This is a genomic window from Rubrivivax gelatinosus (genome assembly GCF_004340905.1).
Classification (GTDB): domain Bacteria; phylum Pseudomonadota; class Gammaproteobacteria; order Burkholderiales; family Burkholderiaceae_C; genus Rubrivivax; species Rubrivivax gelatinosus.
Genome location: NZ_SLXD01000003.1, coordinates 17,438 through 36,212, shown reverse-complemented (window position 1 = coordinate 36,212; position 18,775 = coordinate 17,438). Strand labels below are relative to the sequence as shown.

17 protein-coding genes and 1 tRNA gene are annotated in these 18,775 nt (G+C 72.0%); 7 read left to right on the top strand and 11 right to left on the bottom strand.

Annotated features, from left to right (window positions below; translation table 11 throughout):
- Positions 1–3 precede the first annotated feature (3 nt).
- Genes dut through alaS form a run of 5 tightly spaced genes read right to left on the bottom strand, consistent with a single transcriptional unit; the run spans position 4 to position 5,728 of the window.
- The gene (gene dut / locus EV684_RS05730) at positions 4–453 is read right to left on the bottom strand and encodes a dUTP diphosphatase (RefSeq protein WP_132645256.1); all 450 of its coding nucleotides are present in this window, start codon (positions 451–453) and stop codon (positions 4–6) included.
- Entirely contained in the window at positions 453–1,679 is a 1,227-nt protein-coding gene (gene coaBC, locus EV684_RS05725) for a bifunctional phosphopantothenoylcysteine decarboxylase/phosphopantothenate--cysteine ligase CoaBC (RefSeq protein WP_132645255.1), read from the bottom strand. Before coaBC ends, dut begins: the two co-directional genes overlap by 1 nt.
- A 28-nt stretch (positions 1,680–1,707) precedes the next feature.
- On the bottom strand, positions 1,708–2,478 hold the full coding sequence (locus EV684_RS05720; RefSeq protein WP_132645254.1) for a UPF0149 family protein: 771 nt from the start codon (positions 2,476–2,478) through the stop codon (positions 1,708–1,710).
- Positions 2,479–2,527: 49 nt separating this feature from the next.
- Positions 2,528–3,070 (bottom strand): GNAT family N-acetyltransferase, encoded by a 543-nt coding sequence (locus EV684_RS05715; protein ID WP_132645253.1) that lies wholly within the window; start codon positions 3,068–3,070, stop codon positions 2,528–2,530.
- 24 nt (positions 3,071–3,094) lie between these two features.
- Positions 3,095–5,728, bottom strand: a complete 2,634-nt coding sequence (alaS, locus tag EV684_RS05710; protein WP_132645252.1) for an alanine--tRNA ligase — start codon at positions 5,726–5,728, stop codon at positions 3,095–3,097.
- A 54-nt stretch (positions 5,729–5,782) separates the two neighbouring features.
- Between alaS and EV684_RS05705 the strand changes: the two genes are divergently transcribed.
- The gene (locus tag EV684_RS05705) at positions 5,783–6,508 is read left to right on the top strand and encodes an SIMPL domain-containing protein (RefSeq protein ID WP_132645251.1); all 726 of its coding nucleotides are present in this window, start codon (positions 5,783–5,785) and stop codon (positions 6,506–6,508) included.
- A 36-nt stretch (positions 6,509–6,544) separates the two neighbouring features.
- Positions 6,545–8,023: an NAD-dependent succinate-semialdehyde dehydrogenase gene (locus EV684_RS05700; protein WP_132645250.1), complete on the top strand. Its 1,479-nt coding sequence runs from the start codon at positions 6,545–6,547 to the stop codon at positions 8,021–8,023.
- A 4-nt stretch (positions 8,024–8,027) separates the two neighbouring features.
- Here the strand turns inward: EV684_RS05700 and EV684_RS05695 are convergent, their stop codons facing one another.
- Positions 8,028–8,924, bottom strand: a complete 897-nt coding sequence (locus EV684_RS05695; protein ID WP_207184470.1) for a GGDEF domain-containing protein — start codon at positions 8,922–8,924, stop codon at positions 8,028–8,030.
- Between the two features lie 313 nt (positions 8,925–9,237).
- Here EV684_RS05695 and EV684_RS05690 point away from each other — a divergent pair, with 313 nt between their 5' ends.
- Positions 9,238–10,593 (top strand): porin, encoded by a 1,356-nt coding sequence (locus EV684_RS05690; RefSeq protein WP_132645249.1) that lies wholly within the window; start codon positions 9,238–9,240, stop codon positions 10,591–10,593.
- Positions 10,594–10,699: 106 nt separating this feature from the next.
- On the opposite strand, the gene EV684_RS05685 is transcribed toward EV684_RS05690, so the two are convergent.
- A tRNA-Gly gene (locus EV684_RS05685) sits at positions 10,700–10,773 on the bottom strand.
- Positions 10,774–10,862: 89 nt separating this feature from the next.
- On the opposite strand from EV684_RS05685, the gene trmB reads away from it, so the two are divergent.
- The gene (trmB, locus tag EV684_RS05680) at positions 10,863–11,546 is read left to right on the top strand and encodes a tRNA (guanosine(46)-N7)-methyltransferase TrmB (protein ID WP_132645248.1); all 684 of its coding nucleotides are present in this window, start codon (positions 10,863–10,865) and stop codon (positions 11,544–11,546) included.
- On the opposite strand, the gene EV684_RS05675 is transcribed toward trmB, so the two are convergent.
- Positions 11,530–12,387, bottom strand: coding sequence for an undecaprenyl-diphosphate phosphatase (locus EV684_RS05675; RefSeq protein WP_132645247.1), 858 nt, complete (start codon positions 12,385–12,387; stop codon positions 11,530–11,532). The genes trmB and EV684_RS05675 overlap by 17 nt on opposite strands.
- Positions 12,388–12,447: 60 nt before the next feature.
- Positions 12,448–13,020 carry a hypothetical protein gene (locus tag EV684_RS05670; protein ID WP_132645246.1) on the bottom strand — a complete coding sequence of 191 codons (573 nt, stop codon included), beginning with the start codon at positions 13,018–13,020 and terminating at the stop codon, positions 12,448–12,450.
- 59 nt (positions 13,021–13,079) lie between these two features.
- Between EV684_RS05670 and EV684_RS05665 the strand changes: the two genes are divergently transcribed.
- From EV684_RS05665 to EV684_RS05655, 3 genes are all read left to right on the top strand, one after another.
- Positions 13,080–13,769 (top strand): TetR/AcrR family transcriptional regulator, encoded by a 690-nt coding sequence (locus EV684_RS05665; RefSeq protein WP_132645245.1) that lies wholly within the window; start codon positions 13,080–13,082, stop codon positions 13,767–13,769.
- Between the two features lie 44 nt (positions 13,770–13,813).
- A complete protein-coding gene (locus tag EV684_RS05660) occupies positions 13,814–14,488 on the top strand; it encodes a protein-L-isoaspartate O-methyltransferase family protein (RefSeq protein WP_132645244.1) in 675 nt (224 codons plus the stop codon).
- A gap of 161 nt (positions 14,489–14,649) precedes the next feature.
- Positions 14,650–15,990, top strand: a complete 1,341-nt coding sequence (locus tag EV684_RS05655) for a TolC family outer membrane protein (protein WP_132645243.1) — start codon at positions 14,650–14,652, stop codon at positions 15,988–15,990.
- Here EV684_RS05655 and EV684_RS05650 read toward each other — a convergent pair.
- Both EV684_RS05650 and EV684_RS05645 read right to left on the bottom strand, forming a co-directional pair.
- The gene (locus tag EV684_RS05650) at positions 15,987–17,270 is read right to left on the bottom strand and encodes a 3-deoxy-D-manno-octulosonic acid transferase (protein WP_132645242.1); all 1,284 of its coding nucleotides are present in this window, start codon (positions 17,268–17,270) and stop codon (positions 15,987–15,989) included. The two genes, EV684_RS05655 and EV684_RS05650, sit on opposite strands and share 4 nt — an antisense overlap.
- A gap of 37 nt (positions 17,271–17,307) precedes the next feature.
- On the bottom strand, positions 17,308–18,711 hold the full coding sequence (locus tag EV684_RS05645) for a phosphomannomutase/phosphoglucomutase (RefSeq protein WP_132645241.1): 1,404 nt from the start codon (positions 18,709–18,711) through the stop codon (positions 17,308–17,310).
- Positions 18,712–18,775 lie beyond the last annotated feature (64 nt).

Below are 18,775 nucleotides of genomic sequence, written 5' to 3'. Positions count from 1 at the left end.
GTTTCAGCGGGCGCCGGTCGAGCCGAAGCCGCCCGCGCCGCGTTCGGACGCACCGAACTCGTCGACGATGCGGAAGGTCGCCTGCACCACCGGCACGACGACGAGCTGGGCGATGCGCTCGAACGGGTTCAGCACGTAGGCCGTGCTGCCGCGGTTCCAGACGCTGACCATCAACGGCCCCTGGTAGTCGCTGTCGATCAGGCCGACGAGGTTGCCGAGCACGATGCCGTGTTTGTGGCCGAGGCCCGAGCGCGGCAGGATCACCGCCGCCAGCGAGGGGTCGGCGACGTGGATCGCGATGCCGGTGGACACCAGCGCGCTGGCGCCGGGCGCCAGCTCCAGCGGCGCGTCCAGGCAGGCGCGCAGGTCCAGGCCGGCGCTGCCGGGCGTCGCGTAGCGGGGCAGCTGATCCGCCATGCGCGGGTCCAGCACCTTCAGGTCGATGGTCGTCATCAGGTCGGGAATCGGGTGATGCGGGAGGCGATCTCGCGCACGAGATCGCGCGCCAGGCTCAGCTTGTCGCCGTGGGGCAGCTCGCGTTCGCCGGCGGCGTCGACGAGCAGCAGCGTGTTGTCGTCGCGGCCGAAGGTCGCGGGGCCGAGGTTGCCGACGATCAGCGGCACGCCCTTGCGCTCGAGCTTCTCGCGCGCGTGGCGCACGAGGTCGTGGCTCTCGGCGGCGAAGCCGACGCACCAGGGGCGCGCTTGCGCCGGCAGGCGGGCGACGGCGGCCAGGATGTCGGGGTTCTCGGCGAGCTCGAAGCTCGGCGCGACCTTCTTGCCGTCCTTCTTGATCTTCTGCTCGTTGAACTGCGAGGGCCGCCAGTCGGCCACCGCGGCGGTGGCGACGAAGACGTCGTGCGTGGGCGCCAGCGGCAGCACCGCGTCGTGCATCTGCTGGGCGCTGCAGACGTCGAGGCGGCGCACGCCCAGCGGCGTCGGCAGGTGCACCGGGCCGGCGACCAGCGTCACCTCGGCGCCGGCCTCGGCGGCGGCGCGCGCGACGGCAAAACCCATCTTGCCGCTGGAGTGGTTGGTGATGCCGCGCACCGGGTCGATGGCTTCGAAGGTCGGCCCGGCGGTGATCAGCACGCGGCGGCCGGCCAGCACCTTGGGCTGGAAGTGCGCGACCAGCGCGTCACGCAGCTCGACGGCCTCCAGCATGCGGCCGTCGCCGGTCTCGCCGCAGGCCTGGGCGCCGCTGGCGGGCCCGAGCACGACGGCGCCGTCGGCGGCCACCTGGGCGACGTTGCGCTGCGTCGCCGGGTGGGCCCACATCTCGCGGTTCATCGCCGGGGCGACGAACAGCGGCACACGTTCGGCCGGCCGCGCCAGGCAGGCCAGCGCCAGCAGCTCACCGGCGCGGCCCTGCGCCAGCTGGGCGATGAAGTCGGCGCTCGCCGGCGCGACGACGATGGCGTCGGCCTCGCGCGACAGCTCGATGTGGGCCATCGAGTTGGCCGGGCGCGCGTCCCACTGGCTGGTGAACACCGGGCGGCCCGAGAGCGCCTGCATCGTCACCGGGGTGATGAACTGCAGCGCGGCCTCGGTCATCACCACCTGCACGGTGGCGCCGGCGCGCGTGAGCTCGCGCGTCAGCTCGGCGGCCTTGTAGCAGGCGACGCCGCCGGTCAGGCCGAGCAGGACGTGGCGGCCGAGGAGGTCTTGGCGATCGGACATGGGGCGGGACTGTAAGCGCGGGCCGGCTTCAGGCCGAGGCTCCGTGGCATTTCTTGTACTTGAGACCGCTGCCGCAGGGGCAGGGGTCGTTGCGGCCCGGCGTCTTCTCGACGCGCCGGGTCTCGGGCTTGGGCGCATGGTCGACCCACCACAGACGCAGGTCCTGCACGGCATAGCAGGCCTCGTCGATCAGGCGGTCGCGGTCGGCGCCTTCGTCGCCGTAGACGGCCTTGACGTGCGCGGCCAGCTCCTCGCTGCCTTCGGCCAGGCGCAGCGCGTGCACCTGGGCCAGCAGCTCCTCGAACGCGGCCATCGAGTCCTCGCCGGCGTCGGCGCGCCAGTCGGCGCTGAAGGCCTGAAGCGCCGCGAAGAAGCCGTCGGCCCACTCGGCGCCGGTGACGAGGCCCGCGGCCTCCTCGGACGTCAGGCCGTCGACCTCGATCGCCTCCTGGCGGCCGGCTTCGTCCCAGACGTACATCAGCGGCGCCAGGCGCAGCGCGTCGGGGTCCTCGTCGATGGACTCGGCGTCCAACTGCACCGCCAGCGCCGCGGCGCGCGTGGCCAGCGCCTGCTCGGCGGCGGCCTGGTCCTCGGGGTCGGCGAAGGCGCGTTCGTAGGCCTCTCCGGCCATCGCCGGCAGCCACTGCGCGATCGGCAGCGGCTTCGGGCCGGCGGCAAGCGCGGCGAGGAAGCCGTCGCACCATTCGGCGGACAGGCGGCCGTCGAAGCCGCCCAGGCGCTGGCAGACGGTGCTGAAGGCCTCGATCTCGGCCTCGGTGTTCTGGCGTGCGGGTTTCATCGTGTGCTGCCGGCTGCGGCCGGCGGTTTGCCGGCCGCAGCCGGCGGGTTCAGCCGGCGGCCGGCGGCAGCCGTGGCGGGTTCGGGTGAAAGCGGGCCATCGCCAGCACGTCCACGTACTGGCCGTCGCGCAGGCCGTAGGCGCGCAGCCGGCCTTCGACCTCGAAGCCGAAGCGGCGGTACAGCGCGATCGCGCGTTCGTTGTCGACGAAGACCGTGAGCTCGATGCGCAGCAGCTGCGCCCAGCGGTCGGCCCAGTCGCACATCGCGCCCATCAGCGCGTGGCCGACGCCCTGCCCCTGGGCTTCGGTCGCCACCGAGATGCCGAGCAACGCGACGTGGCGGCGGCGCAGCTGGGGCTGCGGATGCAGGCCGGCCGTGCCGACGACGACGCCGTCGCGTTCGGCCACCAGCAGCAGGTCGGGCTTGCCCGGCGCGAGGCTGTCGGCGAGGCGGTTGCGCCACAGGTCCTCGCTCGGATACGGCATCTGCAGCGTTCCGGGCAGGACCTGCGGATCGCCCAGGATGCGCGCGTAGGCGGCCGCGTCGTGCACGGTCGCCCGGCGCAGCAGCAGCGTCGGGGAAGCGTCCATCGCCACCTCGCGCTGCCCGGCGCCTCAGGCGCGCTCGCCCACCCAGCCGGCCACCGAGGCCAGCGCCTGGGGCAGCGCGGCGGCGTCGGTGCCGCCGGCCATCGCCAGGTCGGGCTTGCCGCCGCCCTTGCCGCCGACCTGGGCGGCGACGAAGTTGACCAGCTCGCCGGCCTTGAGCTTGCCGCCGGCCACGAGGTCGGCGGTGACGCCCGCGGCGAGCTGCACCTTGGCGCCGTCGACGGCGGCCAGCACGATGGCCGCGCTCTTCAGCTTGTCCTTGAGCTTGTCCATCGTCTCGCGCAGCGCCTTGGCGTCGGCACCGGCCAGCGTGGCGGCCAGCACCTTGACGCCCTTGACGTCGACGGCCGACGCCAGCAGCTCGTCACCCTGGGCCGAGGCCAGCCGGCCCTTCAGCGCGGTGATCTCCCGCTCCAGCGCACGCAGCTGCTCGAGCACCGCGTCGACACGCGCCGGCACCTCGGCCGGCGTGACCTTCAGCGTCGCGGCGACACCGCCCAGCGAGCCTTCGATCTGCTGCAGATAGGCCAGCGCGTTGTCGCCGGTGACCGCCTCGACGCGGCGGATGCCGGCGGCGACGCCGCCTTCGGCGACGATCTTGAACAGGCCGATGTCGCCGGTGCGCTGCACGTGCGTGCCGCCGCAGAGCTCGCGGCTGCCGCCGATGTCGAGCACGCGCACGGTCTCGCCGTACTTCTCGCCGAACAGCATCATCGCGCCCAGCTTCTGCGCCTCGTCGATGGCCATCGTGCGTGCCTGCGTGGCGGCGTTGGCCAGGATCTCGGCGTTGACCAGCGCCTCGACCTCGGCGATCTGGGCCTCGGTCACCGGCGCGTTGTGGGCGAAGTCGAAGCGCGTGCGCTCCGGCGTCACCAGCGAGCCCTTCTGCTGCACGTGACCGCCCAGCACCTCGCGCAGCGCCTTGTGCATCAGGTGCGTGGCGCTGTGGTTGCGGATCGTCCTGGCGCGCAGCTCGGCGTCGACCCGCGCGACCAGCTCGTCACCGATCTCGATCTCGCCTTCGACGATGCGCGCCTGGTGGCCGTGCACCTGGGCCTGGATCTTCACCGTGTCCTCGACGACCAGACGGGCGCGGCCGTTGCGCAGCTCGCCGCGGTCGCCGACCTGGCCGCCGCTCTCGGCGTAGAACGGCGTGTGGTCGAGCACGACGACGACGTCGTCGCCGGCCTTGGCCTTCGTCACCGGCGTGCCGTCGACGTAGATCGCGCTCACCTTGGCGTGTTCGCAGACCAGGTGCTCGTAGCCGTGGAAGGTGGTCGCCTCGCCGTCGTAGGCCAGGCCCTGGGCCATCTTGAACTTGGCCTTGCTGCGCGCCTGCTCGCGCTGGCGCTGCATCGCCGTGTCGAAGCCGGCGGCGTCGACGCTGACGCCGCGCTCGCGGCAGACGTCGGCCGTCAGGTCCAGCGGGAAGCCGAAGGTGTCGTGCAGCTTGAAGGCGGTCTCGCCGTCGATGACGGTGGCGCCGCTGGCCAGCGCGCCTTCGAGGATCTCCATGCCGTGGGCGATGGTCTGGAAGAAACGCTCTTCCTCGGCCTTCAGCACCTCGGTGATGCGCAGCTTGTCGCGGCGCAGCTCGGGGTAGGCCTCGCCCATCTCGGTGGCCAGCGCCTCGACCAGCGTGTGGAAGAAGGGCTTGCGCGCGCCGAGCTTGTAGCCGTGGCGGATCGCGCGGCGGGCGATGCGGCGCAGCACGTAGCCGCGGCCTTCGTTGCCGGGGATGATGCCGTCGGCCACCGTGAAGGCGCAGGCGCGGATGTGGTCGGCGATGACCTTCAGGCTGGGGCTCTCGGCGTCGACCTCGCTGCCGCCGGCGGCCTCGACGGCCGACCTGGCCGCCGCCAGCAGGTTCACGAACAGGTCGATCTCGTAGTTGCTGTGCACGTGCTGCAGCACCGCGGCCAGGCGCTCCAGCCCCATGCCGGTGTCGACGCTGGGCTTGGGCAGCCGGTGCATCACGCCGTCTTCAGTGCGGTTGAACTGCATGAAGACGTTGTTCCAGATCTCGATGTAGCGGTCGCCGTCCTGCTCGGGGCTGCCCGGGGGGCCGCCGGCGACGTCGGGGCCGTGGTCGTAGAAGATCTCCGAGCACGGGCCGCAGGGGCCGGTGTCGCCCATCATCCAGAAGTTGTCGCTGGCGTAGCGCGCGCCCTTGTTGTCGCCGATGCGCACGATGCGCTCGGCCGGCAGGCCGATGACGTTGAGCCAGATGTCGTAGGCCTCGTCGTCCTCGGCGTAGACGGTCGCCCAGAGCTTGTCCTTCGGGAGCTTGAAGTGCTCGGTCAGCAGCTCCCAGGCGAAGCTGATCGCGTCCTTCTTGAAGTAGTCGCCGAAGCTGAAGTTGCCCAGCATCTCGAAGAAGGTGTGATGCCGCGCGGTGTAGCCGACGTTCTCCAGGTCGTTGTGCTTGCCGCCGGCGCGGATGCACTTCTGGCTGGTCGTCGCACGCGTGTACGGCCGCTTGTCGAAGCCGAGGAACACGTCCTTGAACTGGTTCATCCCGGCGTTGGTGAACAGCAGCGTCGGGTCGTCGCCCGGCACGACCGGCGAACTCGGAACGATCGTGTGTCCCTTCGATTCGAAGAACTTCAGGAACGTGGAGCGGATCTCGGAGGCTTTCATGCCGCGGATTCTAAGGTTGGGCCATCGTCCAGAATGGGGGCCAGGAGGTCCGTGATGGCAGACAACACGCGTTCCGTGGGGCTGGTGGCCGCGCTCGTGCTGGCGGTGGGGCTGGCCGCGGGGGGTTACGGCGTCGGCAAGGGGCTGGAGCGTTTCCGCGCCGCCGACCGTTCGGTGACCGTCAAGGGGCTGGCCGAGAAGGACGTGGAAAGCGACTACGCCGTCTGGCCGCTGGCATTCCGGCGCGCCGGCAACGACTTCGGCGCCGTGCAGCGCCAGCTCGCCGAGGACCGCGACCGCGTCGTCGCCTTCCTGAAGACCCAGGGCTTCGGCGAGCCCGAGATCGAGATCCGCCCGCTGCAGGTCCAGGACCTGTGGGCGCGCGAGTACGGCGGCAACAACCAGCCGCTGCGTTTCCAGGGCACGGCCCAGGTGCTGGTGAAATCGGCACGGCCCCAGGCCGTGGAAGCCGCGGCGCTGGCCGTGGACCCGCTGATCCAGGCCGGCGTGCAGCTCGGCGGCGACGGCCCCGCCGGGCCGCGTTACCAGCTGCGCGCCTTCAACGAGGCCAAGGCGCCGCTGCTGGCCGAGGCCACGCGCAACGCGCGCGAGCAGGCCGAGAAGTTCGCCGCCGAGGCCGGCGCCACGCTGGGCCGGCTGCGCAACGCCAACCAGGGCGTGATCCAGATCGGCGCCGCCGGCGGCGAGGGTTTCGACGACTCCAGCGCCCGCGTCAAGCGGCTGCGTGTCGTCAGCACCTTCGAGTACACGCTGGACTGACGCCGCCCCGACAGAACCCGAATCCGAGGACGAACGATGGACGACACGGTTTCCCCGCTGGCCGCGCTGGCCGACCCCTCTCTGCTGAAGACCGCCGGCCTGATCGACGGCGAATGGATCGAGGGCGCCGGCCGTTTCGCCGTGCACGACCCGGCCACCGGCCGCGAACTGGCCCAGGTGGCCAACCTGGGCGCCATCGACTGCGCCGCGGCCATCGCCGCTGCCGGGCGCGCCTGGGCTCCCTGGCGCGCCAAGACCGCCAAGGAGCGCGGCGCGGTGCTGATGCGCTGGTTCGCGCTGCTGCACCAGCACGCCGACGACCTGGCGCGGCTGATGACCGCCGAGCAGGGCAAACCGCTGGCCGAGGCGCGCGGCGAGGTCGTCTACGGCGCCAGCTTCATCGAGTGGTTCGCCGAGGAGGCGCGCCGCGTCTACGGCGAGACCATCCCGACGACCGACGGCAACAAGCGCTACCTGGTGATCCGCCAGCCGGTCGGCGTCTGCGCCGCGATCACGCCGTGGAACTTCCCCATCGCGATGATCACGCGCAAGGTCGCGCCGGCGCTGGCCGCGGGCTGCCCGGTGGTCGTCAAGCCGGCCGAACAGACGCCGCTGTCGGCACTGGCGGTGGCCGAGCTGGCGCAGCGCGCCGGCATGCCGGCCGGCGTGTTCAACGTGCTGCCGGCCGACGCCGCGAACTCCGTCGAGATCGGCAAGGTGCTGTGCTCCAGCGACGTCGTGCGCCACCTGTCCTTCACCGGCAGCACCGAGGTCGGCCGCATCCTGATGAAGCAGTGCGCGTCGACGGTCAAGAAGCTCTCGCTGGAGCTCGGCGGCAACGCGCCGTTCATCGTCTTCGACGACGCCGACCTCGACAGCGCCGTCGAAGGCGCGCTGGTCAGCAAGTACCGCAACGCCGGCCAGACCTGCGTCTGCGCCAACCGGCTGTACGCCCAGGCCGGCATCCACGACGCCTTCGTCGAGAAGCTGGCGGCGCGTGCGCGCCAGATCGCCGTCGGCAACGGCTTCGAGCCCGGCGTGCAGTTGGGCCCGCTGATCGACGAGCCCGCGATGGCCAAGGTCGAGGCCCACGTCGCCGACGCGCTGGCGCAGGGTGCGCGCCTGGTGACCGGCGGCGAGCGCATCGGCGAACGTTTCTTCGCGCCGACGGTGCTCGCCGGCGTGACGCCGGAGATGCGCTGCTCGAAGGAGGAGACCTTCGGCCCGATCGCGCCGGTGATCCGCTTCGAGACCGAGGCCGAGGCCGTCGAACTCGCCAACGCCACCGAGTTCGGGCTGGCGAGCTACTTCTACAGCCGCGACATCGGCCGCATCTGGCGCGTCTCGGAGGCGCTGGAGTACGGCATGGTGGGCGTCAACACCGGCCTGATCTCGACCGCCGAGGTGCCGTTCGGCGGCGTCAAGCAGTCGGGCCTGGGGCGCGAAGGCGCGCGCCAGGGCATCGACGACTACCTCGAGGCCAAGTACCTCTGCCTGGGCGACATCCTGAGGTAGGGCCTCAGGCTTCCTCGTCGTTGGCCGCCGCGGCCGGGCCGCGGTCGGCGGGCAGCATCACGTCGCGGCCCATCGGCGTGAACTGCAGCGCCGCACCCAGCGCCCGACGCATCAGCGCCTCGGCGTTCTTGCCATGCTCCGGGTACGAAGCGAGCCCGGCATGCGGCAGCAGGCGCTGCGCGCGCCCGGCAACGCTGTAGGGCTGCGACAGGATCGCGGCCAGCTTGTCCATCACGCGCTCGCCGTCGGCCGGCGAGTCGATCCAGGCCAGCAGCACCGCGAAGGCGTCGTGCCCGATGGAGGCGACGACGTCGCTGGCGCGCAGCGCCGCGCGCAGCCGCACCGCGGCCTTGCGCCGCAGCACGTCGGCCGCTTCCTGGCCCAGCGTCTGGGCCACCGCGGCCAGGCCGTCGACCCGCAGCACGATCAGCGCCATCGGCGCCGGCTCGCGCTCGCGCAGCGCCAGCAGGTGGGTCATGTGCTCGAGCAGCTGGGCGTGATTGGGCAGGCCGGTCGGCAGGTCGGTCGAATAGCCCCTGCCCGCGGCGGCCTGAAGCCGCCGGCGCTCGATCGCCAGGCGCAGCGCGCGCGGCGCATCGCCGGCATCGGCGAGCACGTCCTGGACACCGAACTGCAGCAGTTCCACCGCCTCGGCGGGCGCAGGCGCTCCCAGCACCACGATGACCGCGGTGTCCAGCACCGCCTGCGCCAGCGCGGGCCACTGCGCCAGCGCCGCCGGGGCGTCGGAATACAGCAGCAGCGCGTCATGGGCCTCTTCGCGCAGGCGCACGGCCACCTCATCCAGCGAGCCGCAGCCCTGGACCACGAAGGGGCCGTAGGACGACGCCACCAGATCGGGGGCGTCGGCGCCCAGGCACAGCACACGGAAGACTGGATCCATCGCGCAAATCGTCGTCTGAAGGGCCTGATGTCGCCTGCGCGACCCCTTGGCCCGAGCCCCCGGGAACACGGGGCAGCTTCGCCCGGGAACAGGTCCGCCCCACTGTACCCGCGGCCGCAGGGCGGCCCACCCGCTTTCGTGCGCGAGCCCGCGGCGTCCAGGAGAACCCTTGTGGCGACGGTGCGACGTTGGTGTTAGCCGGTATGTCGGCCCCCCTTCCGTTTACGTAACGTGCCGGCGTTGTCCCCGTGTCCCTCGGCTGTCCCGTCCCAGGGTGGCCGGCTCGCATCGAAGTACAAACAGGAGACCTCACTTGATCTCGAAACTCAACGGCCTGTCGGCCGTCGCCCTGGCCGCCGCGGCGGTGTTCGCCGGCGCCGCGCAGGCGCAGGACGGCAGCGTGCAGATCTACGGCACGCTGGACCTGAGCGTCGACCGGATCGACAAGTCCGAAGGCAACGTCACCGGCGCGATCCAGGGGCTGGCCGGCCCCAACTCGCTCGTCTCGCCGGCGCAGAAGCAGACCCGTCTGGCGCCGAGCATGACGCGCCAGTCGCACATCGGCGTGCGCGGCACCGAGCCGCTGGGCGGTGGCTGGGAAGCCAAGTTCACGCTCGAGGGCTCGGTCATCGCCGACACCGGCACGATGGGCAACGACGGCCGCATGTGGGGCCGCCAGGCCTGGGTCGCGCTGACGACGCCGGGCGGCGAGATCCGCCTCGGCCGCCAGGTCTCGCCGATGCTGGCCGCCTACTTCCTCGGCACGCTCGACGGCATCGGCGGCACCGACCTGTTCGCCACCGGCGTCGCGCTGAACAACCTGCAGACCTACCAGGACAACGTCATCAGCTACGGCCTGCGCCAGGGCGCCTGGGCCGGCCGGGTGTCGTACTCGCCGAACGCCGGTGCCGCGGCGCGCATCAGCCCGGTGCGCTCGACGGCGACCACCACGCCGACCGGCACCATCCCCCCGTCGGGCTCGGCGCCCCAGCTGGGCCAGATCCTCGGCGGCCTGACCGCCGGCGGCGAGAACGGCGACGGCCGCGGCAAGACCTGGGGCGCGATGCTGGCCTACCTGGGCGACGACCTGAAGGCCGTGGCCGCGTACAACCGCAACGACCTGTCGAAGGCGCAACTGGGCCTGCCGTTCAGCGCGACCCCGCTGTCGCCGGACGGCTTCCTGCCGCTGTTCGAAACCGAGAGCTTCACGAGCTACATGCTCGCGGCGAAGTACAAGTTCGCTTTCGGCACCGAGCTCGGCGGCAGCTTCTACCAGGGCCAGCTCGACGAGACCGGCGACACCGACCCGAAGATGCGCGTGCTGGCGATCGCAGCCAAGCACACGATCGGGTCGCTGGACCTGATCGGCCAGGTCATGCAGGCGAAGTTCACCAACTTCACCAAGGGCAAGGACACCGGTTTCATGCTCGGCGCCGACTACAACTTCTCCAAGCGCACCTCGATCTTCGCGCGCGCCGGCCGGGTGAAGGACGACCGCGGCAACATCTCCAACGGCATCCCGGCCTTCGGCGGCGCCGGCCTGGCAGGCGGCCCGGTCGCGCTGCTGGTGCCGCTGGGTTCGACCGAGGTGCCGCTGTTCTCCGGCGCCGGCATGAACATCGACGCGGACACGAAGATGTTCGGCTTCGGCATCCGCCACACGTTCTGATCAGGCCCCCTGCGGTGATCGACGCCCCGGCACGCCGGGGCGTTTTTCATCGTGCGGCAGACAAACAAAAAGCGCCTGTCCGGGGGACAGGCGCTTCATGGCGTCTTGGAGCGGGTGAAGGGAATCGAACCCTCGTATGAAGCTTGGGAAGCTGCCGTTCTACCATTGAACTACACCCGCGCTGGGGCGGCATTCTAGCGCTGCCGCGCGCGCCTCGTGTCGATGGCCCCGGCCCGGCGCGGCCGGCGCTCGCTACACTGCGCGCCCTCATGGACGACACACCTTCTCCGCAACGCCCGATCCGCAGCTACGTGCTGCGCGCCGGCCGCATGGGCACCGGGCAGCAACGCGCGCTGGCCGAACTCGGCCCCCGCTACGTGCTGCCCTACGCGGCGCAGCCGATGGACTACGCCGCCGTCTTCGGCCGCAGCGCACCGGTGGTGCTGGAGATCGGTTTCGGCATGGGCGACGCGACGGCCCAGGTCGCCGCCGCCGCACCCGAGCGTGATCTGCTCGGCGTCGAGGTGCACGAGCCCGGCGTCGGCGCGCTGCTGCGCCACATCGGCGAACGCGGCCTGGAGAACGTGCGCATCGTGCGCCACGACGCCGTCGAGGTGCTGCGCGAGATGATCCCGCCGGCCTCGTTGGCCGGCGTTCACGTCTGGTTCCCGGACCCCTGGCACAAGAAGCGCCACCACAAGCGCCGCCTGATCCAGCCGGCCCTCGTCGAGCTGGTGGCCAGCCGGCTCGCGCCGGGCGGCTATCTGCACTGCGCCACCGACTGGCAGCCCTACGCCGAGCAGATGCTCGAGGTGCTGTCGGCCAGCACGCTGGCCAACACCGCCGCCGGCTACGCCGAACGCCCGGCCTGGCGGCCGCTGACCAAGTTCGAGGCCCGCGGCCTGCGCCTGGGCCACGGCGTCTGGGATCTGGTCTTCACTCGGACCAGCTGACCACGCCCGTCGACGCGGTCAGCAGCACCAGGCCGCCGAAGACGATGCGGTACCAGGCGAAGACCGTGAAGTCGTGCGTCGAGACGTAGCGGATCAGCCAGCGGATGCACAGCAGCGCGCTGACGAAGGCGAAGGCCGAACCGACGAGGAACATCGGCGCGTCGCCCCAGTGCAGCGCGTCGCGCTGCCGGAGCACCGAGTAGGCGCCGGCGCCGACCAGCGTCGGGATGCCGAGGTAGAAGCTGAACTCGGTGGCGCAGCGGCGCGAGAAGCCGAACAGCATCGAGCCGATGATCGTCGAGCCCGAACGGCTGGTGCCCGGGATCAGCGCCAGGCACTGCACCAGCCCGACCTTCAGCGCGTCCATCGGCGTCATGTCGTCGACGCTCTCGACCCGCGCCCGGCGGCCGCCTTCGAGGTCACGCTCGCCGTAAGCGCGCCGGTGGCGGCGTTCGACGAGCAGGATGACGATGCCGCCGACGATGAAGGCCGTCGCCACCGGCACCGGGTGGAACAGGTGCTCCTTGACCATCCTGCCGAAGAGCAGCCCGAGCAGCACGGCCGGGACGAAGGCGATCAGCACGTTGAGGGCGAAACGCCGCGCCACCGGGTCATGGCCGATGCCGCTGACGGTGCGCCCGAGTCGCTGGCGGTACTCCCAGACCACCGCCAGCATCGCGCCGGTCTGGATCGCGATCTCGAAGACCTTGGCCGTCTCGCCGGTGAAGTCCAGCAGCGAGCCGGCGAGGATCAGGTGTCCGGTGGAGGAGATCGGCAGGAACTCGGTGAAGCCTTCGACGAGGCCCATGACCGCGGCCTTGGCCAGCAGCAGCAGATCCAAACGTTTCCCCCCATGACACGAAGCCGGGGATCATAGAGGCGGCGGTTGCGGCTGCCGATGTCACTTCGGCGCGTCGGTGAAGTGCACGAGCAGCGCGTCGGCTTCGATCTCGACACGTTCGGGCACCAGCCCCGCACGGCGCAGGCGCTCGGCACGCTCGGGCGCCAGGCGCCAGACCACCAGGCCCTCGAGCGCGCGTTCGGCCGCCAGGCCGGCCAGACGCTCGGCTGGCAGCGGCGCGCGCTCGCCCCGGGTGTCGAGCTCCAGGCGCTCGACACGCACGTCGGCCAGGCGCAGCGTCTGGTCGGCGGCGGCCCAGCGCAGCGCCGCGTCGAAGTCCAGGCGCCCGTCGGCACGGACATCGAAGACACGCTCGCGCGCGCTCAGATCGACGCTGGCCGCGACGCGCTGGCGCTCGGGCCGCAGCTGCAGGCGCAGCGCCGACACGTCGAGATCGACGAGCTCGAGCACCCGCTGGCGCCGCGGGAACTCGCGCGCCGCCAGGCGCTGAAGCTCCGCTGCCTCGACACGCAGCGTGCGCCCCGGCCCCAGGCCGGCACAGCCGGGCAGCACGACGGCCGCCGCGAGTGCGAGAACGAGCCTGCGCCGCAAGGCAGCCATCCGGCGGTCCATGGGGCGATTCTAGAAAGGCCGGCTTGCGCTCCCGAGGTCCCCGTGGGTAAAGTGGATTAATGACCAGCAAGTCATTAGAACCCGACTCCCGGCCGCGTCGCCAGCGGCGCAAGCAGGCCCGGCCGCAGGAGCTGCTGGACGCCGCGCTCGAGCTTTTCGTGCAGAACGGCTATGCGGCGACGCACTCCGACGAGGTGGCCCGCCGCGCGGGCGTCTCCAAGGGCACGCTCTATCTCTATTTCCCGAGCAAGGAGGAGCTGTTCAAGGCCGTGGTGCGCGCGACGCTGTCCAACCTGATCGCCGAGGGCGCCGAACTCGCCGAGCGCCATGAAGGGTCGACGCGCGAACTGCTGCTGGCCATCGGCCGCATCTGGTGGGAGCGCATCGGCAGCCGTCCGGCCGCCGGCCTGCACCGCGTGCTGCTGGCCGAGCTGAGCCACTTCCCAGAACTGCAGCGTTTCTACGCCGACGAGGTGGTGGCACCGGCCGACCGGCTGTTCGCGCGTGCACTGCAGCGCGGCATCGAACGCGGCGAGTTCCGCGACATCCCGGTCGAGGAGGCGTGTTACGCCCTCATCGCGCCGCTGCTGATGCGTGCGCTGGACGGCGGCACGCTGTGGGCACCGCCGGTGCGGCCCGTCGAGCAACTGCTGGCGCTGCAGATCGACATCCTGCTGCGCGGCATCGAACGCCGCGACGGGCCGGCGACGGCAATTCCTGCCGCGGCGCACGCGACGAACGCCGCCTAGAATCCGGACAGCCCGGACTCTGATACCCTCCACGGTATATAGCGATGAACACCGAACTCGCCCGCTTCAACATGATCGAGCAGCAGATCCGCCCCTGGGAGGTGCTCGACCAGAATGTCCTGACCCTGATGGCGACGGTGCGGCGCGAGGACTTCGTGCCCCCGGCGCTGAAGTCGCTGGCCTTCGCCGACCTGCAGCTGCCGCTGATCGCCGACGAGCCCCACGGCCCGGTGATGCTGGAGCCCAAGATCCAGGCCAAGCTGCTGCAGGAGCTTCAGGTGCAGCGCCACGAGAAGGTGCTGGAGATCGGCACCGGCTCGGGTTTCATGGCCGCGCTGCTGGCGCACCGCGGCCAGCAGGTGCACACGCTGGAATGCCGCGCCGCGCTCGTCGCCCAGGCGCGCGAGAACCTGCGCCGTGCCGGCGTCACGACCGTGCGGGTGGTCGAGGTCACGCCCGAGGACGGCGCACGCGGCCTGCCGGCCGAGGCGCCGTTCGACGCCATCGTGCTGTCGGGTTCGGTCGCCGAGGTGCCGCGTGCGCTGCTCGAACAGCTCAAGGTCGGCGGCCGCCTGGCCGCCATCGTCGGCGAGCTGCCGATCATGCGCGCCCGGATCTACACCCGTGTCGGCCCCGAGGCCTGGTCCGAGGTCGACCTGTTCGACACCGTCGCCCCGCGGCTGCAGGGCTTCGCCGAGCGCCCGCGCTTCGCGTTCTGAGCCCGGCAATGGACTGCGTCCGGCCTGCCGTCCATCGCCGCTGGCGGCACGTCGGCCCCCTGTCCGCCGCCGCCCGTCGCATGACGGCGGCGCCGGGCACACGACGGCGCTAGAACCGCGGCTCGTCCCGCCGACACACGAAGAACCGAGGGAACCGTTTCATGCGTCCGTTGCGTCCGTCATTCACCCGCCTCGCCCTGGCCAGCGCCGCCGCGTTCGCGCTCGCGCTGCCGGCGGCCGTCCAGGCCCAGAGCCTGTCCGAGCTTTACCAGGCCGCACGCGCCTACGACGCGACCTACCTCGCGGTGCGGGCCCAGGCCGAGTCGGCCGAGTACCAGGTGGCGCAGACGCGCGCGCTCAACCGCCCGGCCGCGGCACTGAACGCCAGCGCCACCGGCAGCGACTACCGCCCCGAGCGCGTCGAGCGCGGCACCTACAACACCGCGACGGCCTCGATCGACGCCAGCATGCCGATCTTCAACCGCGCCAACTCGGTCGCCATCGCGCAGGCCGAACGTTCGCTGGCGTCGTCGCAGGCAGCGCTGGAGGCCGCCGAGCAGGACCTGATCGTGCGTGTCGCGCAGGCCTACTTCGACGTGCTCGCGGCGCAGGACGCGCTGGGCACGACGCGGGCGAGCAAGACCGCGATCACCGAGCAGCTGGCCTCGGCCAAACGCAACTTCGAGGTCGGCACCGCGACGATCACCGACACGCGCGAAGCCCAGGCGCGCTACGACCTCGTGCTCGCCGAGGAGATCGCCGCCGAGAACCTGCTGCGCACGCGCCGCACCGCGCTGGACACGCTGGTCGGCCGCCTGGGCACCGACCCGAAGCCGCTGGCCGCGCCGGTACTGCTGCCCGAGCCCAGGCCGGCCGACCCCGAGCAGCTGGTGCGCGGCGCCGAAGGCAGCCACCCGACGGTGCGCCGGGCCCAGGTCGCGTTCGACATCGCGCGGCTCGAAACCGAACGTGCGCGCGCCGGCCACCTGCCGACGCTGGACCTCGTGGCCTCGGCCGAACGCCAGCGCATCGGCGGCAGTTCGATCGCGATCTCCTCGTCCAGCGGCTCCACCAACACCTACAGCATGGGCGTGCAGTTCAAGCTGCCGCTGTACACCGGCAACTCGGTGCAGAACCGCGTGCGCGAGACCCTGCTGCTGGAGGAAAGCGCGCGCAACGACCTCGAGTCGGCGCGCCGCAACGTCGCGCTGAACGCGCGCACCGCGCTGTTCGCGGTGCAGTCGGGCATCGCCCAGGTCAAGGCCTACGAGGCCGCCGAGGCGTCGAGCAAGCTGTCGCTGGAAGCCACGCAGCTGGGCTACCGCGTCGGCGTGCGCGTGAACCTCGACGTGCTCGACGCCCAGACCCAGCTCTACGCCACCCAGCGCGACCTGGCGCGCGCGCGTTACGACGTGCTCGTCAACACGCTGAAGCTGCGCCAGGCGGCCGGCGAACTGGGCCCGACCGACGTCGAGTCGGTCAACGCGCTGCTGGCGCGCTAAAGGCCGGCCGGCAGCAGCTCGACGATCGCACGCGCCATGCGCTCGGCGGCGCCGCGGTGCTGGGCCGAGAAGGCCAGCGCCGAGCGCACGCGTTCGCCGCGGGCCTCGTCGCGCGCCAGCGCCACCGCCCGCACGACGCCGTCGGCCATGTCGGTGGCGCGCAGCGCGGCGCCGGCGGCCAGCGACATCTCGGCGGCCTGCTCGAAATTGAAGGTGTGCGGCCCCATCACCAGCGGGCAGCCGCAGGCCGCGGCCTCGATCAGGTTCTGCCCGCCCAGCGGCGCGAAGCTGCCGCCCAGCAGCGCGGCGTCGGCCGCGGCGTAGTACAGCGGCATCTCGCCGATCGAGTCGCCGAGCCAGACGTCGGCGCCGGCGGCGTCGGCCGGCGGCGCCTCGCCCCAGCCGCTGCGGCGGGCCAGCGTCAGCCCGTGCGCGGCGACCATCTGCGCCACGGCATCGAACCGCTGCGGATGGCGCGGCACCAGCAGCAGCAGCGGCCGCGGCGCGTCCAGGCGCTTCCAGGCCGCCAGCAGCAGCTCCTCCTCGCTTTCGCGCGTCGACGCGGCCAGCACCACCGGGCGGTCCAGCGCGGCGCGCCAGGCGCGGCCACGTTCGACCAGCGCCGGGTTCGGCGAGACGTCGAACTTCAGGTTGCCCATCACCTGCGGCGAAGGCGCCCCGCCGGCCTGCAGCCGGCGCGCGTCGTCGGCGGTCTGCGCCAGCACCCGCGCGAAGCTCGCGACCGCCGGGCGCAGCAGCGCGCGCAGCCGCTTGCCCTTGGCGAAGCTGCGTTCGGACAGGCGCGCGTTGGCCAGCACCATCGGCACGCCGGCTTCCTGCGCGGCATCCAGCAGGTTGGGCCAGATCTCGGTTTCCATCAGCACGCCGACCGCCGGCCGGTGGCGGCGCAGGAAACGCCGCACCGCGCCCGGGGTGTCGTAGGGCAGCCAGGCCTGGGCGTCGCCGGGCTGCAGCAGCGCCGCGCCCGCTTCGCGGCCGGTGGCGGTGCCGTGCGTCAGCAGCAGGCCGCGCCCGGGCGCCAGGCGGCGCAAGGCCTGCAGCAGCGGCTCGCTGGCACGGGTCTCGCCCAGCGAGACGGCGTGCACCCAGATGCGCCCGCTGCGGCCGTCACCGCCGCCGGTGGCGAAACGTTCGTTCCAGGCGCTGCGGTACGGCGGCTCGTCGCGCCCGCGCCACCACAGCTTGCCCAGGTACAGCGGCACGGCCAGGCGCAGCCCGGTCGAGTAGACCCAGCGGGCGAAAGCGCCGTCGGCAGCCATGGTGGGTTCCGCGGCGGGCGGGCGCCCGCCTTGCGCTTCAGTGCGCGGCGGCCTCCACGCGGGCGTCGGCCTTCACCGCCCGCAGCGCGGCCATGAAGTCGCCCTGGATGCGCTCCAGCGCTTCGGGCGTGTGGCCCTCGAAACGCAGCACCAGCACCGGCGTCGTGTTCGACGCGCGGATCAGGCCGAAGCCGTCGGCGAAGTCGATGCGCAGCCCGTCCACGGTGCCGAGCTCGCCGCCGGCCAGCGCCAGGCGGCCGTCGGCGGCGCGTGTCAGCAGCTCGGCAACGACGCGGTGGTTCTCGCCTTCGGCGCAGGGCACGTTGAGCTCCGGCGTGCTGAAGCTGGTGGGCAGCGCGTCGAGGAAGGCGCTGGGGTCGGCCTCGCGCGAGAGGATCTCCAGCAGCCGCGCCGCGGTGTACATCGCGTCGTCGAAGCCGTACCAGCGTTCGCTGAAGAACAGGTGGCCGCTCATCTCGCCGGCGAACGGCGCGCCGGTCTCCTTGAGCTTGGCCTTGATCAGCGAATGCCCGGTCTTCCACAGCAGCGGCACGCCGCCGGCGGCGCGGATCGCCTCGGGCAGGCGCTGCGAGCACTTGACGTCGAAGATGATCTCGGCGCCCGGGTGGCGCGACAGGATGTCGCGCGCGAACAGCATCACCTGGCGGTCGGGGTAGATGACGTTGCCGCCGGCGGTGACCACGCCCAGGCGGTCGCCGTCGCCGTCGAAGGCCAGGCCGAGCTCGGCGCCGGTGGCGTGCACGACCTTGATCAGGTCGGCCAGGTTCTCGGGCTTGGACGGGTCCGGGTGGTGGTTGGGGAAGTCGCCGTCGACCTTGCTGTACAGGTCGATGACCTCGCAGCCCAGGGCCTTCAGGATGCCCGGCGCGCTGGCGCCCGGGATGCCGTTGCCGGAGTCGACGACGATCTTCATCGGCCGCGCGAGCTTGCAGTCGGAGACGATGCGCTGCGTGTACTCGGCCAGGATGTCCATCGCCGCGCTGCGGCCGGGCGCCTGCGCGTAGTCCTCGGCCTCGATGCGGCGCTTCAGGCGCTGGATGTCCTCGCCGTAGATCGCGCGGCCGCCGAGCACCATCTTGAAGCCGTTGTAGTCCTTCGGGTTGTGGCTGCCGGTGACCTGGATGCCGGATTTGCAGCCGTGTTCGCCGCGGGTGGCGGCGACGTAGTAGAGCATCGGCGTCGTCACGGCGCCGAGGTCGACGACGTCCAGGCCGGTGGACACCAGGCCGCGCACCAGCGCCGCCGCCAGGCCGGGGCCCGAAAGACGGCCGTCGCGGCCGACGGCCACGGCGCGCTCGCCGGCGGCCAGCGCCTCGGTGCCGAAGGCTCGTCCCAGGTGCTCCGCAAAGGTTTCGTCGATCGTCTGGCCGACGATGCCGCGGATGTCGTAGGCCTTGAACACCGAGGAATGCACTTGCATGGAAGGCGGGCCGGAGGCCGGGTTGAAGTCGCGGGCGATTGTAGGCAGCCGCCGCCCGGGCCGG